This window comes from Pseudomonas sp. MONT-RG-20F-20-E-7-02 (genome assembly GCF_022662395.1).
Taxonomy (GTDB): Bacteria; Pseudomonadota; Gammaproteobacteria; order Pseudomonadales; family Pseudomonadaceae; genus Aquipseudomonas.
On record NZ_JAKNQN010000009.1, the window covers coordinates 1 to 15,187 of the forward strand.

Genomic DNA, 15,187 nt, shown 5'->3' on the forward strand with positions numbered 1-15,187 from the left:
GAACAACACCGCTCTACCAACTCCTTCCGGGCCTCGATGAACTGAAGCAACTCGCTGTCGAATTCTGCGTAACTCTTTGTTTACCAAGGAGTTTTCCGTTTCGACTGCGCCGGAAGTGGGGCGAATTATAGACAGATATAATTCGCCGTCAACACTTAATTTCAGGTTTATTCGGATTTGAGCGTAATACGCGCAAATGCCTTCTTACCGGCCTGGCAGACATGGGTCGCGCCCAGCTCGTATATAAAGGTGCGATCAACCACTTCACCATCTATACGCACACCACCGGAACCTAGAAGGTCGCGAGCAACCGCCGAGTTCTTCACCAAGCCCGCCTTATTAAGGACAGCGGCAATCGGCATTGCCTCAGCAGCAGTCAGCTCGATCTCAGGAAGATCGTCCGGCAGCTCGCCATCCTTCATACGGTTACCGGCCGCACGATGAGCACTGGCCGCAGCCTCCTCACCATGGAAACGCGCAACGATCTCTTCCGCCAGCTTGATCTTCACGTCACGCGGATTGGCACCCGCCTCTACGTCAGCACGCAGCGCATTGATCTCGTCCATCGAGCGGAAGCTCAATAGCTCGAAGTAACGCCACATCAACGCATCAGGAATAGAAACCAGCTTGCCGTACATAACACCAGGCGCTTCCTGGATACCCACATAGTTACCCAAGGACTTGGACATCTTCTTGACGCCATCCAAACCCTCCAGCAACGGCATAGTCAGAATGCACTGCGCCTCTTGCCCGTACGCTCGCTGCAACTCGCGACCCATCAGCAGGTTGAACTTCTGATCAGTACCGCCCAGCTCAACGTCCGCACGCAGCGCCACCGAGTCATAGCCCTGCACCAGCGGGTAGAGGAACTCGTGAATCGCAATCGGCTGATTGGTGGAGTAGCGCTTGTCAAAGTCATCGCGCTCAAGCATGCGCGCCACGGTGTACTGCGATGTCAGGCGAATGAAGTCCGCCGGCCCCATCTGGTCCATCCAGGTGGAGTTGAACGCCACCTCAGTCTTGGCCGGGTCGAGAATCTTGAACACCTGGGTCTTGTAGGTCTCGGCATTATCGAGAACCTGCTCACGAGTCAGCGGCGGGCGCGTTGCGCTTTTGCCGCTCGGATCACCGATCATCCCGGTGAAGTCACCTATAAGGAAGATGACCTGATGCCCCAGCTCCTGGAACTGGCGCAGCTTATTAATAAGCACGGTATGACCCAGGTGCAGATCCGGCGCCGTCGGATCGAAGCCAGCCTTAATACGCAGGGGTTGGCCACGCTTGAGCTTTTCGATCAGCTCGGCCTCGACCAACAGTTCTTCCGCACCACGTTTTATCAGCGCTAGCTGCTCTTCAACCGACTTCATAACAGACCCGCAAGGCTCAGATTCAAAAGGGAACCAACCATACAAGATCAGGGACTAATTACAAGTTTTGCCCTGCGCACGGACACCGTTCAGCAAGCCCAGCGTTCGCGAGCTTGCGCCACAGATGATTTGGTTATATTTTATACAGTTATTTCATCTTCATCATGTCATTCATCTTTTCCATTTCATCTTCAAAGTCAAAATTACTTATGACCACAGAACCGTCTAAAGCGCCGCCGCTTTACCCGAAGACCCACCTGCTCGCCGCAAGTGGTATCGCCGCCCTTCTCAGCCTGGCACTCCTGGTATTCCCTTCCAGTGACGTAGAAGCCAAACGAACATCCCTGAGCCTTGACCTGGAAAGTCCAGTTGAACAACTGACACAAGATCAAGACGCTGCCGACGCGCAACAAGCCACAAATGCACCTGTTGAATCCCCGTTCGCACAGATAGAAAGCACGCCCGAAGACACCAAGCAAGCGACTCAAGAGCAGCCAGCCGCAGTCGCAGCCAAGAACCCGCTGCATCGCGAAGTGATCGTGGCCAAAGGCGACACGCTGTCAACGCTGTTCGAAAAGGTCGGATTGCCCGCTGCTACTGTTAATGAGGTGCTGGCCAGCGATAAACAAGCCAAGCAGTTCACCCAGCTCAAACACGGCCAGAAGCTTGAGTTCGAATTGGCGCCCAACGGCCAACTCAACAACCTGCACAGCAGCGTCAGCGACCTCGAAACCATCACCCTGACCAAGGGCGCCAAAGGCTTCGCGTTCAACCGCGTCACCACCAAACCGGTGATGCGCTCCGCCTACGTACACGGCGTAATCAATAGCTCGCTGTCACAATCGGCCGCACGCGCCGGCTTGTCCCACAGCATGACCATGGACATGGCCAGTGTGTTTGGCTACGACATCGACTTCGCCCAGGACATTCGCCAGGGCGACGAATTCGACGTGATCTATGAGCAGAAAGTCGCCAACGGTAAAGTCGTCGGCACCGGCAATATCCTGTCCGCACGCTTCACCAACCGCGGCAAAACCTACACCGCCGTTCGCTACACCAACAAACAAGGCAACAGCAGCTACTACACCGCTGACGGCAACAGCATGCGCAAGGCCTTCATCCGCACCCCGGTGGACTTCGCCCGCATCAGCTCGCGCTTCTCCATGGGCCGCAAGCACCCGATCCTGAACAAGATCCGCGCCCACAAAGGCGTCGACTATGCAGCGCCACGCGGCACGCCGATCAAAGCAGCCGGTGACGGCAAGGTTCTGCTCGCAGGGCGCCGCGGCGGCTACGGCAATACCGTGATCATCCAGCACGGCAACACCTACCGCACGCTGTATGGCCACATGCAAGGGTTCGCCAAGGGCGTGTCGACCGGCAGCAACGTGAAGCAAGGCCAGGTTATTGGCTATATCGGCACCACGGGCCTGTCCACCGGCCCACACCTGCACTATGAATTTCAGGTGAACGGCGTCCACGTCGATCCATTGGGCCAGAAGTTGCCGATGGCCGACCCGATCGCCAAGGCCGAGCGCGCGCGCTTCCTGCAACAAAGCCAGCCGTTGATGGCGCGCATGGACCAGGAGCGCTCCACCCTTCTGGCTTCGGCGAAGCGCTAAGGCATGCCGCTCTATATAGGTGTGATGTCCGGGACCAGCCTCGATGGCCTGGATATCGCCCTGATCGAACAAGGCCCGGCGATCAACCTGATCGCCACACACTACATCCCGATGCCCGACAGCTTGCGCACCGAGCTGCTAAGCCTGTGCGCCAGCGGCCCGGACGAAATCGCCCGCTCTGCAATTGCCCAGCAGCAGTGGGTGACGCTTGCCGCTCAAGGTATTCATGCCTTACTGCAACAACAGAACCTTAAACCCCAGGACATTCGCGCGATTGGCAGCCACGGGCAGACCATCCGCCACGAGCCTGCCCGGGGCTTTACCGTACAGATCGGCAACCCGGCGCTGCTCACCGAACTGACAAACATCACCGTGGTCAGCGACTTCCGTAGCCGCGACGTTGCCGCCGGTGGCCAGGGCGCGCCTTTAGTACCCGCATTTCACGAAGCCTTGTTCGGTGAGCGCAGCGGCAACCGTGCTGTGCTGAACATCGGCGGGTTCAGCAACCTCAGCCTGATCGAGACCGGCAAATCGGTAGCCGGCTTCGACTGCGGCCCGGGCAACGTCTTGCTCGATGCGTGGATTCACCAGCAGCGCGGCGAACACTTTGATCGCGACGGCCAGTGGGCAGCCAGTGGCAAGGTCGAGGCTCAACTACTCAACGCCCTGCTCAGCGACCCCTTCTTCCTGACCAAAGGTCCGAAAAGCACCGGGCGTGAAGTCTTCAACCTGGGATGGCTGCAACAGCACCTTGGCAGATTGCCGGCATTTGAACCCCAGGATGTACAAGCAACCCTGCTTGAGCTGACAGCATTGACCATCGTTGAGTCCCTGCAAACCGCACAGTCGGCGACTGAAACGCTACTGGTCTGTGGCGGCGGCGCGCATAACGCCACGCTGATGAGCCGCCTGGCGGCGCTCCTGCCTTCCACCCAGGTCAGCAGCACGGCCACTCAAGGCGTCGATCCAGACTGGGTTGAAGCCATGGCCTTCGCCTGGCTGGCGCATTGCTGCCTCGAAGGCATTGCCGCCAACCGCCCCAGCGTCACCGGCGCCCAGGGGCTGCGGGTATTAGGCGCGATCTACCCGGCCTGACGCCTTCATAATCCGCAGACAGCAAAACGCCGCTTGGCCTATCAAAGCCAAGCGGCGTTTTTGCATCCGCTGTCGATCAGATCGAGAACGAAGACCCGCAACCACACGTCGTGGTGGCGTTAGGGTTCTTGATCACGAAACGCGAACCTTCCAGACCTTCCTGGTAATCCACCTCGGCACCTGCCAGGTATTGGAAGCTCATCGGGTCCACGACCAGGCTGACGCCCTCGCGCTCGACGATGGTGTCGTCATCGGCTACATCTTCATCGAAGGTAAAACCGTACTGAAACCCTGAACAACCGCCGCCCGTAACAAATACGCGCAGCTTCAAGCGATCATTACCCTCTTCATCGACTAGGCTCTTCACCTTGTGCGCAGCACCGTGGGTAAATTGCAAAGCCGTGGGGGTGAAGGACTCAACGCTCATGCTGATAATCTCCCGGCGTACCGCCGCCATATGCGTAATGCCGGGCATTATCCGCTTCTCCTAGAAAAGCGGTCAACTATTGTTACGGTATATCAATCTGCGCTGCCGCCATTAAAAACACAAAAGGCCCGATCAACGGGCCTTTTGCACAGCGCCAGCCAAGCCTTACGGCAGCATGCCTGCGTGGGACAAGCCGAGCTTCTCATCCAGGCCGAACAGGATGTTCAAGTTCTGCACCGCCTGGCCCGACGCGCCCTTGACCAGGTTATCGATCACCGACAGCACCACTACCAAGTCGCCATCCTGTGGACGGTGCACGGCAATACGGCACACATTGGCACCGCGCACGCTGCGGGTTTCCGGGTGGCTACCGGCCGGCATGACATCGACGAACGGTTCATTGGCATAGCGTTTTTCAAACAAGGCTTGCAGGTCTACCGAGCGATCGACCACGGTGGCGTACAAGGTTGAGTGAATACCACGGATCATCGGCGTCAGGTGCGGCACGAAGGTCAGGCCCACGTCTTTGCCGGCAGCGCGACGCAGTCCCTGGCGGATTTCCGGCAAGTGGCGATGCCCTTTTACCGCGTAGGCCTTCATGCTTTCCGACGTCTCGGAGTACAGCGAACCGACAGCAGCACCACGACCAGCACCGCTGACCCCCGACTTGCAGTCGGCGATCAGGCGCGAAGTGTCCGCAAGACCCGCTTCCAGCAACGGCAGGAAACCCAGCTGTGTCGCGGTTGGATAGCAACCCGGTACAGCGATCAGGCGCGCTTGCTTGATCTGCTCACGATTGACTTCCGGCAGGCCGTACACCGCCTCTTCCAACAATTCGGGTGCGCCGTGTGGCTGGTTGTACCACTTGGCCCACTCATCAGCGTCCTGCAGACGGAAGTCGGCCGACAGGTCGATGACCTTGGTGCCGGCGGCCAGCAGTTCGCCAGCCAGTGCGTGAGCTACGCCGTGAGGCGTGGCAAAGAACACCACATCACAGGCGCCCAGGGTCTTGATGTCCGGCACGCTGAACGCCAGGCCATCGTAGTGGCCTCGCAGGTTCGGGTACATATCGGCCACGGCCAGCCCGGCCTCGGATCGGGAGGTAATGACCACCACCTCAGCTTGCGGATGCTGAGCCAACAGACGCAGCAATTCGACACCGGTGTAACCCGTGCCGCCGACGATACCGACCTTGACCATAAACCTGCCCTCAACGAACCCACTGGAAAGCCGTCGATAATAGGGGCCGTATCGTCCTGCGACAACCGTCAACGTGACGTACGGGCGCATGAGCCACTACTATCTTCAGTTACCGTGAACCTGGGAATAACTAGAAATGCTCTATCTATGGATCAAAGCCTTCCACATTGTCAGCATCGTCTGCTGGTTTGCCGGGCTGTTCTACCTTCCTCGCCTGTTCGTCTACCACGCGCAAAGCGAGGACACCGTCAGCAAAGAACGCTTCAGCGTCATGGAACGCAAGCTCTACCGCGGCATCATGGGCCCGGCAATGATCGCCAGCCTGATCTTCGGCGGCTGGCTGATCTACCTCAACCCTGCCATCTTTCAATCCGGCGCATGGCTCCATGCCAAGCTGACCCTGGTCGTGCTGCTGATCGGCTACCACCATATGTGCGGCGCACAGGTAAAACGCTTTGCCCGTGGCGAAAACACCCGCAGCCATGTCTTTTATCGCTGGTTCAATGAAGTGCCGGTTCTGATATTGCTGGCTATCGTAATTTTGGTCGTGGTCAAACCGTTCTAACTTCAATTACACGGGGTACCTCCAATGTCGCTGCCCGCTTCTCTTGAACAACGTCTGCGCCTGCCTGTCGTGGTGGCGCCGATGTTCCTGATTTCCAATCCGCAACTGGTCCTGGCCTGCTGCCGCAATGGCGTAGTCGGGAGTTTCCCGGCCCTCAACCAGCGCGAAAGCAGTGGTTTCAAGGCCTGGCTGGAAGAAATCGAAGCGGGCCTGGCGCAGCTGCACAACCCCGCGCCGTATGCCGTGAACCTGATCGTGCATAACAGCAACCCGCGCCTGGAAGCTGACCTGGCGATCTGCGTGGAACACAAAGTGCCGATCGTCATTACCAGCCTGGGCGCGGTGAAGGAGCTAGTAGATGCCGTGCACAGTTACGGCGGCCTGGTGTTTCACGATGTCACCACGCGGCGCCATGCCGAAAAAGCCGCAGAAGCCGGCGTCGATGGCCTGATCGCCGTGGCTGCAGGCGCCGGGGGCCATGCCGGCACCTGGAGCCCGTTCGCGCTGATCGCCGAGATTCGCCAGTTCTTCGACAAAACCCTGCTGTTGGCCGGCTGCCTCAACCATGGGCACGAAGTCCTCGCCGCCCAGTTGCTGGGCGCAGACCTCGCCTATTTCGGCACGCGCTTTATCGGCACCACCGAAAGCCACGCCCCGGATGCCTATAAAGAGATGCTGCTCACATCGCGCGCCGCCGACATCGTGCACACTCCCGCAGTCTCCGGCGTACCCGCCAGCTTTATGCGCCAGAGCCTGGAAAACGCCGGTTTCGACCTCGCTGCCCTGCAGGGTAAAGGTGAGGTCAACTTCGGTTCCAAGCTCAAACCGTTGAGCGACGAGGCCAAGGCCTGGAAGACTGTATGGTCAGCCGGTCAAGGCGTCGGTGAGATTGATGACTTGCCCAGCGTCGATGAACTGATTGCGCGCCTGGATGCCGAATATCGCAAGGCGCGCGAGCAGGCCACCCAGTTACAATGGCCACGCTGACAATCTCCAGGTCTGCTGATAAAAGCCGACCTGCACTCCCCTTCCTGATCAAGTGACAAGGATGCCCGCATGAGCGACAACCGTTTCAAGATTGTGTTTGACGGAGCCTTGCTCCCGGGTGTCGAAAGCACCACCGCCAAACTGAACCTCGCCGAGCTGTTCAAGAGCGACGTAGAGGCTATCGAAAAACTCTTCACCGGCCGCCCGGTTGCGCTCAAGCGTGACCTGTCGCGCTCCGATGCCGACACTTACCTCACCGCACTGAAAAACGTCGGGCTCGATGCACGCATCGAGCCTGAGCAGCCGGTGGCGTTCAGCCTGGCTGAAACGCACGAGACGGATTCAGGCAGCGCCGACTTCTCGCGCCCCGCCGCTTCGCCCTATGCGCCGCCGCGTGCGGCTGTGGGTGACCACACTGGCGAATTCTCGACGCTCAAGGTTTTCACCATCCACGGGCGCATCGGCCGTCTGCGTTACCTCGCCTGGACGCTGGTGTTGACCATCGCCATGCTCGTGGCCGGGGGCATCATTTCCACCGCAGGCTTCGCCGTGGCCACCGCGTCGCCGACGGCAGGCATCATTCTCGGTTCGCTGCTCGGTTTTGCGTTGTTTGTGGCGATTGTCTGGGTCAGCGTGCAAATCGGTGTGCAGCGTCTGCACGACCTCGGGTGGTCCGGCTGGCTGTACTTTCTGAACCTGGTGCCGTTCGTAAACAGTATTTTCCCACTCTTGCTGATGGTATTGCCGGGCAACAGAGGCGCCAACCAGTACGGCCCTCCGCCACCGCGTAACTCCACGGCGGTGAAAGTGCTGGCCACGCTGTGGTTGGCGTTCATTCCGGTGATGCTCGCCATCGTGGTTACGCTGGGCATGAACGGCTACCTGAATCAGCTCGAAGCCAACATGGACAGCAGCTACGAAAGCAGCTCCATCAACGCCGATGACGACGCCGATCAAAGCGTGATCGTTGATGAAGAAGAAGGCGCGCAAAGTGCTGAGGACACGGCCGAACCTGTAGACTCTCCAGAACAGTGAAGAAACGCCCGCCGCCTGTGATGCCTCTGTCACAGGCCGGCGGCGTTGCGATGGAGAAAGGCATGACCCGTTACGCTCTGATCACCGGTGCCTCCAGCGGCATCGGCCTGGCCTTGGCCGAAGCACTGGCCCGTCGCGGCCGCAGCTTGATTCTGGTGGCCCGCCAGCGTGATCAGTTGGAAAGCATTGCACTCGAATTGACTCAACGCTTCGGCGTCGAGGTGCTGTTTCGGGCCTGCGACCTGGGCGAACCCTTGCGTTTGTCCGGGTTCCTGCTGGAGCTTGAAGAAGGCGAGCGGCAGATCGATCTGCTGGTCAACTGCGCCGGCATCGGCACCAGCGGGCCGTTCCTGGCCCAGGACTGGATGACCGAACAAGACCTGATTGAGGTCAACATCCTGGCCCTGACCCGCATGTGTCACGCCCTCGGCAATGCCATGGCGCTGCACGGCGGAGGCCAGATTCTCAACGTTGCCTCGGTCGCAGCCTTTCAACCGGGCCCGTGGATGAGCAGCTACTACGCCAGCAAGGCGTATGTGCTGCACTTCTCCGAAGGCCTGCGTGAAGAGCTGAAGACTTGCGGCATCAAGGTCTCGGTGCTTTGCCCTGGCCCTACGCGCACGGCGTTCTTTGGCACTGCGCAAATGGACACGGCCAAACTCGACCGAAGCCAGCAACTGATGAGCCCGGAAGAAGTCGCGCTCTACACCGTTCGGGCGCTGGAAAAAAACAAAGCCATCATCATTCCAGGGCGAAGTAACCGCTGGCTGGCATTCAGCCCACGTTTCAGCCCACGCTGGCTGACGCGCAAGATTGCTGGCGCGATCAACAAGGCCTATTGCCCACGCTGACCGCCCGGCTACACTCCCCTGCACTTTCACCATGGAGAAACAGCTGTGGATACTCTGTTCACCAAGATCATCAACCGGGAAATACCGGCGAAGATCATCTATGAAGATGACCAAGTCCTCGCCTTCCACGATATTGCCCCGCAGGCGCCGGTGCATTTTCTGGTTATCCCGAAAAAGCCCATTCGCACCCTCAATGACCTCACCGAAGAAGACAAAACCCTGGCTGGCCATATTCTGTTCACGGCCCAGCGGCTGGCAGTAGAGCTAGGCTGCGAGAAGGGTTTCCGCGTGGTGATGAACTGCAATGAAGAAGGTGGACAGACCGTCTACCACATCCATATGCATGTGCTGGGTCAACGCCAGATGAACTGGCCACCGGGCTGAGTCTTCGTGGGAGCTTGCGACGGCTTTGCAAGCTCCCTCGCCACAAGGGCAAATTGACTCAGCGCAAACGCATCACCCTCTCTTGCGGTAAACTGGCCGCCGAGATTCTTCCCGGAGGTCAGCATGACTACCCAACGTCACTACTCGCCGATAGACCGTCTGTTGCTGCAAGCCGACATGGCCATGCGCACACTGTTGCCGTTCAGCGGCCAACCGTACCGCCCATCGCCTGCCATCGTGCAGCCGGATTCGCAGATGAGCGAGACCGACACCCGCCACGTCGCCGGCCTGATGCGCATCAACCATACCGGTGAAGTCTGTGCCCAGGCGCTGTACCAGGGCCAGGCGCTGACCGCCAAGCTGCCGCAAGTGCGCGCGGCGATGGAACATGCGGCCGAAGAAGAAATCGACCACCTGGCCTGGTGCGAGCAACGCATTCGTCAGTTGGGCAGCCACCCCAGTGTGCTGAACCCATTGTTTTACGGTTTGTCGTTTGGCATCGGCGCCGCTGCCGGCTTGATCAGCGACAAGGTCAGCCTCGGGTTTGTCGCAGCGACGGAACATCAGGTGTGCAAGCATCTGGATGAACACCTTGAGCAACTGCCGGCCGAAGACGAAAAGTCTCGCGCCATTCTTGAGCAGATGCGCATTGATGAAGAACATCACGCAGACAGCGCGTTGGACGCCGGCGGTTTCCGCTTCCCGGCGCCAGTCAGGTTTGGCATGAGTCTGTTGGCCAAGGTCATGACCAAGAGCACCTATCGAATATAAGTGCATCAAATCTGAGCCACAAAAAAGGGCGCCATCAAGGCGCCCTTCTTTTTTGCCGATGGGCGATCAACCCAACTCGATGATTTCGTAATCATGGGTGATGGCCACACCGGCCGCGCCGAGCATGATCGACGCCGAGCAATACTTCTCAGCCGACAGCTCGATGGCCCGCTTGACCTGGGCTTCCTTCAGCGCCCGGCCCTTCACCACGAAATGCATATGGATCTTGGTGAACACCTTAGGGTCTTCAGTGGCGCGCTCGGCTTCCAGGAAGGCTTCGCAGCTTTCCACGGCCTGACGGGATTTCTTCAGGATGCTGACCACGTCGAAATTGCTGCAACCGCCGACACCCAGCAGGAGCATTTCCATCGGGCGTACGCCCAGGTTTCGGCCACCGGCTTCCGGAGGGCCATCCATGACCACAACATGGCCGCTGCCCGACTCACCGAGGAACATGGCCTCGCCCGCCCATTGGATGCGTGCCTTCATCGCCCAGACTCCACTGCTAAAAAAGGGTCGCCAGCTTAGCACAGGCCCCTGAAACAGCAGCGCCCTGCATGAAATCGATCAATGACCGCGTTTGGTCGGAAAATTCCCCAATCGAGGCAGAATGTGTCTGGTAAGCTGGCGCCAATTCAATGGCGCATTGCCATCCTTTGTACAGCGTGTATCAATGCCGACACCGCTGGATAAAAAAATAAATCCAACCACACCGTGCAGTCTTTCCGGGATACAACCATGGTTGCTCTTACTCCCACACCCAAGATCAAGAATCTCGACAAGCTGTTGATGCACTGCCAGCGCCGACGTCACCCGGCCAAGCACAACATCATCTGCGCGGGCGAACGTTCCGAAACACTGTTTTTCATTATCAAAGGCTCGGTCACCATCCTGATTGAGGACGAAGACGGCCGCGAGATGATCATCGCCTACCTCAATACCGGCGATTTCTTCGGCGAATTGGGGCTGTTCGAACAAGCGGGCAAAGAGCAGGAGCGCAGCGCCTGGGTGCGCGCCAAGGTCGAGTGTGAAGTTGCCGAAATCAGTTACGCGAAGTTTCGCGAACTGGCCCAGCACGATCCCGACATCCTCTACGCCCTCAGCGGTCAGATTGCCCAGCGCCTGCGCGACACCACACGCAAGGTCGGCGACCTGGCGTTCTTCGACGTCACCGGCCGCGTGGCCCGTTGCCTGCTGGAGCTGTGCAAACAGCCTGACGCCATGACTCACCCGGATGGCATGCAGATCAAAGTCACGCGCCAGGAAATCGGGCGCATTGTCGGCTGCTCACGGGAAATGGTCGGGCGCGTGCTCAAGGACCTGGAAGAACGCAACCTGGTGCACGTCAAAGGCAAAACAATGGTGGTGTTCGGTACGCGTTAACCCGGCAGGAAGCCGGCCAGCATTTGACGGTACAAGACATCCAGCCGGCTGATCGCATCCGGCGCGGGAAACGCTTCGTGCAGCGCGATATGGCTGTCGGCACGTACTCGCTGGTCGAGGCCACAGGCTTGATTGAAACGGTTGACCGCTGCAATCAATGCCTCGCGATCGTTATCCAGCAACAACGCACCGTGCACCAACCCCACCGGGCAGCCACCGCTCTGCCGCCAACGCTGGGCGGTGCCGACCATCTTGCGGCCATTGAGGTTGACGTTGTAGCGACCGTCGCAGAACGCACCGTCGATTTCGCCGACGGACGCATCGCCGCCCAGCTCGATCAACAAGTCGCAGATTGGCTGGCACAAACGCTGGTAGCCGGTTTCGATGCGGCCTTGATCGCCTTCGCTGCGCGGCGGCGCGTACACCAGGGCGATATTGACGGTCGCGGCAGACTGCGGCACCGGCTCACCGCCGGTTTCACGCAGCAACACCGGCCAACCGGCATCGGCTGATACCTGGCTGGCGGCGTCAAAGGCGGGTAATCGACTCAAGCGGCGCGGCATGACCAGTGCTTGATCGCTGGGCTGCCAGAACAGTAGCCCGAATTCCTGCTCACCCGCGCAAACGGCGGCCAGCAGGTCTTGCTCGGCGGCGAGACCTGCTTCGACGGTCATCGCGACTGGCTTGATCATCAAACACCTGCCTATCTAGATAAACACCAAACCCACTGTGGGAGCGGGCTTGTGTGGGAGCCGGGCTTGCCCGCGATGCAAGCAACTCGGTCTTTCAGCCCAACCCAGGTGATGCTATCGCAGGCAAGCCAGCTCCCACAAAAGCCCGCTGCCACATTACCTTCGGTTCAAATCAATCCAGGGTTGAGCCGCTAACTGCCACACCACGCTCTGGGAAGAACAGACGCTGCAGTTCCGCCCCCGGGTTCTCGGCGCGCATAAATGTCTCGCCAACCAGGAACGAGTACACCCCGCTGATTTCCATCAGCTCCACATCGGCGCGGTTGACGATGCCACTCTCGGTAATCACCAGACGGTCGCGCGGAATACGCGGCAACAGGTCGAGGGTGTTTTCCAGGCTGACTTCAAACGTGTGCAGGTTACGGTTATTGACGCCCACCAGCGGTGTGTCGAGGGTTTTCAGTGCACGCTCCAGCTCGTCGCCGTCGTGGACTTCCACCAACACATCCAGGCCGACGCTTTTGGCCACGGCCGCCAGCTCAGCCATCTTCACGTCATCCAGTGCGGAGACGATCAGCAGCACACAGTCAGCGCCCAGGGCACGGGCTTCGACGATCTGATACGGGTCGACCATGAAATCCTTGCGGATCACCGGCAACTTGCACGCGGCGCGAGCCTGTTGCAGGAACAGGTCGGAACCCTGGAAGTAGTCGATATCGGTCAGCACCGACAGGCAGGTTGCGCCGCCCTTCTCATAGCTGGCAGCAATCTCGGCCGGCACAAAGTGCTCGCGGATCACGCCTTTGCTCGGCGAGGCTTTCTTGACCTCGGCGATCACGGCCGGCTGCTTGAGCTTGGCCTGGGTGATCAAGGCCTTGGCAAAGCCACGCGGCGCATCGGCGGCCTTCGCTTGGGCTTCCAGCTCGGCCAGGCTGACGCGCGCGCGGCGCTCAGCAACTTCTTCAGCCTTGCGGGCCAGGATCTTTTCCAGAACGGTCGGCACACTCATCCTTCATTCTCCATCTTGAATACAGCGGTGAATGCTCCCAGCTCTTCGAGCTTTTCGCGAGCCAGACCGGTGTGCAATGCATCGTGGGCCAAGGCGACACCTTCTTTAAGACTATAGGCGTGGTCCGCCGCGTAAAGTGCAGCGCCGGCATTCAGAACAATCATTTCTGCCGCTTTCTGGCCGTTTTCCGTTTTACGACGCCCCAAGGCATCACGGATCAGTTCCAGTGAGGCTGCCGGGCTTTCCACCGACAGCCCGTGCAAACTCTGGCTTTTCATGCCGAGGTCTTCGGGTTCGACCCAATACTCAGTGACCTGGTCATTCTTCAGCTCCGCCACAAAGGTCGGCGCCGCCAGGCTGAATTCGTCCAGGCCGTCTTTGGAATGCACCACCAGCACGTGCTTGCTGCCCAGGCGTTGCAAGACTTCGGCCAACGGGCGGCACAGCGCCTGGCTGAACACGCCGACTACCTGATGTTTCACGCCGGCCGGATTCGTAAGCGGGCCGAGCATGTTGAACAGGGTGCGCAGGCCCAGGTCCTTGCGCGGGCCGGCAGCGTGTTTCATCGCGCCGTGGTGGGATTGGGCAAACATGAAGCCAATGCCGACGCTGTCGATGCAGCGCGCCACTTGTACCGGCGTCAGGTTCAGGTAGATACCGGCCGCCTCCAGCAAGTCGGCGCTGCCGCTTTTGCCGGAAACTGCACGGTTACCGTGCTTGGCCACGGTGCAGCCAGCCGCCGCGACCACGAAGGAGGAAGCCGTCGACACGTTGAAAATATTTGCACCGTCACCGCCGGTGCCGACCACGTCGACCACGCCGTCGAGGGTCTTGAGTTCGACTTTATCGGCCAGCTCACGCATCACCGACACGGCGCCGACGATTTCGTCGATGCTTTCGCTCTTCATGCGCATGGCCATCATGAACGCGCCGATCTGCGCGTCGCTGCATTGGCCGGTCATGATCTCGCGCATCACATCGCTCATTTCAGCGGTGCTCAGGTCCAGGTGGCCGACGATACGGCTCAGGGCAGTCTTGATATCCATGGAAAGTCCTTAGCGCGTGCCGCCGCTCTGCTTGAGAAAGTTAGCGAACAGCTCGTAGCCCTGCTCGGTCAGGATCGACTCAGGGTGAAATTGCACCCCTTCGATATTCAGTGTCTTGTGGCGCAGGCCCATGATCTCATCGACCGAGCCGTCTTCAAGCTGGGTCCAGGCGGTCAGTTCCAGGCACTCGGGCAGGGTCTCACGCTTGACCACCAGCGAGTGGTAGCGGGTGACCGTCACCGGCAGGTTCAGGCCGTGGAACACCCCGAGGTCTTTATGGAACACCGGGCTGGTCTTGCCATGCATCACTTGGCGCGCACGCACCACATCACCGCCGAAGGCCTGGCCAATGGACTGGTGGCCCAGGCACACGCCCAGGATCGGCAGCTTGCCGGCGAAATACTTGATCGCTTCCAGGGACACACCGGCTTCAGTTGGCGTGCAAGGGCCAGGCGAAACCACGATGCGCTCCGGGTTCAGGGCGGCGATTTCGGCGACTGTCAGTTCATCGTTGCGCACCACCTTGACCTCGGCACCGAGCTCGCCCAGGTACTGCACAACGTTGTAGGTAAAGGAGTCGTAGTTATCAATCATCAGCAACATGTGGGTTCAAACCTCTTGAATTCACTGATTTCAAATGACTGCCTTCCAAGAGAGTGACCCGCTGCCAGACGCACGTTCCGGTTGCCAGGGTTAGCCGGCAAGGGGCGTCAAACAACGGGTGAAGAAGGCAAATCGGTACAGGTCCGGCCG

17 protein-coding genes are annotated in these 15,187 nt (G+C 59.4%); 9 read left to right on the forward strand and 8 right to left on the reverse strand.

The window, feature by feature from the left end; genetic code table 11:
• Positions 1-167: 167 nt before the first annotated feature.
• On the reverse strand, positions 168-1,367 hold the full coding sequence (gene tyrS / locus L8I05_RS23590; RefSeq protein ID WP_145157402.1) for a tyrosine--tRNA ligase: 1,200 nt from the start codon (positions 1,365-1,367) through the stop codon (positions 168-170).
• Between the two features lie 209 nt (positions 1,368-1,576).
• Between tyrS and L8I05_RS23595 the strand changes: the two genes are divergently transcribed.
• Both L8I05_RS23595 and L8I05_RS23600 read left to right on the forward strand, forming a co-directional pair.
• Positions 1,577-2,989, forward strand: coding sequence for a peptidoglycan DD-metalloendopeptidase family protein (locus L8I05_RS23595; protein ID WP_159960312.1), 1,413 nt, complete (start codon positions 1,577-1,579; stop codon positions 2,987-2,989).
• A 3-nt stretch (positions 2,990-2,992) separates the two neighbouring features.
• Positions 2,993-4,084 carry an anhydro-N-acetylmuramic acid kinase gene (locus tag L8I05_RS23600; protein WP_242171731.1) on the forward strand — a complete coding sequence of 364 codons (1,092 nt, stop codon included), beginning with the start codon at positions 2,993-2,995 and terminating at the stop codon, positions 4,082-4,084.
• A 76-nt stretch (positions 4,085-4,160) separates the two neighbouring features.
• Here the strand turns inward: L8I05_RS23600 and erpA are convergent, their stop codons facing one another.
• Both erpA and argC read right to left on the reverse strand, forming a co-directional pair.
• Complete coding sequence (erpA, locus tag L8I05_RS23605; RefSeq protein ID WP_003176443.1) at positions 4,161-4,511, reverse strand: iron-sulfur cluster insertion protein ErpA; 351 nt, start codon at positions 4,509-4,511, stop codon at positions 4,161-4,163.
• Between the two features lie 165 nt (positions 4,512-4,676).
• Positions 4,677-5,711 (reverse strand): N-acetyl-gamma-glutamyl-phosphate reductase, encoded by a 1,035-nt coding sequence (gene argC / locus L8I05_RS23610; RefSeq protein WP_242171732.1) that lies wholly within the window; start codon positions 5,709-5,711, stop codon positions 4,677-4,679.
• A 136-nt stretch (positions 5,712-5,847) separates the two neighbouring features.
• Between argC and hemJ the strand changes: the two genes are divergently transcribed.
• The 6 genes from hemJ (at position 5,848) to coq7 (ending at position 10,304) form a co-directional block, all read left to right on the forward strand.
• Positions 5,848-6,276 carry a protoporphyrinogen oxidase HemJ gene (hemJ, locus tag L8I05_RS23615; protein WP_242171733.1) on the forward strand — a complete coding sequence of 143 codons (429 nt, stop codon included), beginning with the start codon at positions 5,848-5,850 and terminating at the stop codon, positions 6,274-6,276.
• A 24-nt stretch (positions 6,277-6,300) separates the two neighbouring features.
• Positions 6,301-7,263 (forward strand): nitronate monooxygenase family protein, encoded by a 963-nt coding sequence (locus L8I05_RS23620; RefSeq protein WP_242171734.1) that lies wholly within the window; start codon positions 6,301-6,303, stop codon positions 7,261-7,263.
• 69 nt (positions 7,264-7,332) lie between these two features.
• On the forward strand, positions 7,333-8,298 hold the full coding sequence (locus tag L8I05_RS23625; RefSeq protein ID WP_242171736.1) for a DUF805 domain-containing protein: 966 nt from the start codon (positions 7,333-7,335) through the stop codon (positions 8,296-8,298).
• Between the two features lie 62 nt (positions 8,299-8,360).
• A complete protein-coding gene (locus L8I05_RS23630; protein WP_242171737.1) occupies positions 8,361-9,149 on the forward strand; it encodes an SDR family oxidoreductase in 789 nt (262 codons plus the stop codon).
• 45 nt (positions 9,150-9,194) lie between these two features.
• Positions 9,195-9,533, forward strand: a complete 339-nt coding sequence (locus tag L8I05_RS23635; RefSeq protein ID WP_197626607.1) for a histidine triad nucleotide-binding protein — start codon at positions 9,195-9,197, stop codon at positions 9,531-9,533.
• A gap of 123 nt (positions 9,534-9,656) precedes the next feature.
• A complete protein-coding gene (gene coq7 / locus L8I05_RS23640) occupies positions 9,657-10,304 on the forward strand; it encodes a 2-polyprenyl-3-methyl-6-methoxy-1,4-benzoquinone monooxygenase (protein WP_242171738.1) in 648 nt (215 codons plus the stop codon).
• Positions 10,305-10,370: 66 nt separating this feature from the next.
• Here the strand turns inward: coq7 and L8I05_RS23645 are convergent, their stop codons facing one another.
• Positions 10,371-10,793, reverse strand: coding sequence for an OsmC family protein (locus L8I05_RS23645; protein ID WP_005792019.1), 423 nt, complete (start codon positions 10,791-10,793; stop codon positions 10,371-10,373).
• A gap of 249 nt (positions 10,794-11,042) precedes the next feature.
• Here L8I05_RS23645 and crp point away from each other — a divergent pair, with 249 nt between their 5' ends.
• A complete protein-coding gene (crp, locus tag L8I05_RS23650) occupies positions 11,043-11,687 on the forward strand; it encodes a cAMP-activated global transcriptional regulator CRP (protein WP_059396577.1) in 645 nt (214 codons plus the stop codon).
• Here the strand turns inward: crp and L8I05_RS23655 are convergent.
• The 4 genes from L8I05_RS23655 to L8I05_RS23670 form a co-directional block, all read right to left on the reverse strand.
• Entirely contained in the window at positions 11,684-12,379 is a 696-nt protein-coding gene (locus L8I05_RS23655) for a lipoate--protein ligase family protein (RefSeq protein ID WP_242171739.1), read from the reverse strand. The two genes, crp and L8I05_RS23655, sit on opposite strands and share 4 nt — an antisense overlap.
• 172 nt (positions 12,380-12,551) lie before the next feature.
• A complete protein-coding gene (gene trpC / locus L8I05_RS23660) occupies positions 12,552-13,388 on the reverse strand; it encodes an indole-3-glycerol phosphate synthase TrpC (RefSeq protein WP_242171740.1) in 837 nt (278 codons plus the stop codon).
• Positions 13,385-14,434, reverse strand: coding sequence for an anthranilate phosphoribosyltransferase (trpD, locus tag L8I05_RS23665; protein ID WP_179676592.1), 1,050 nt, complete (start codon positions 14,432-14,434; stop codon positions 13,385-13,387). The genes trpC and trpD overlap by 4 nt, the downstream gene beginning before the upstream one ends.
• Positions 14,435-14,443: 9 nt before the next feature.
• Positions 14,444-15,037: an aminodeoxychorismate/anthranilate synthase component II gene (locus tag L8I05_RS23670; RefSeq protein WP_094951420.1), complete on the reverse strand. Its 594-nt coding sequence runs from the start codon at positions 15,035-15,037 to the stop codon at positions 14,444-14,446.
• Positions 15,038-15,187 lie beyond the last annotated feature (150 nt).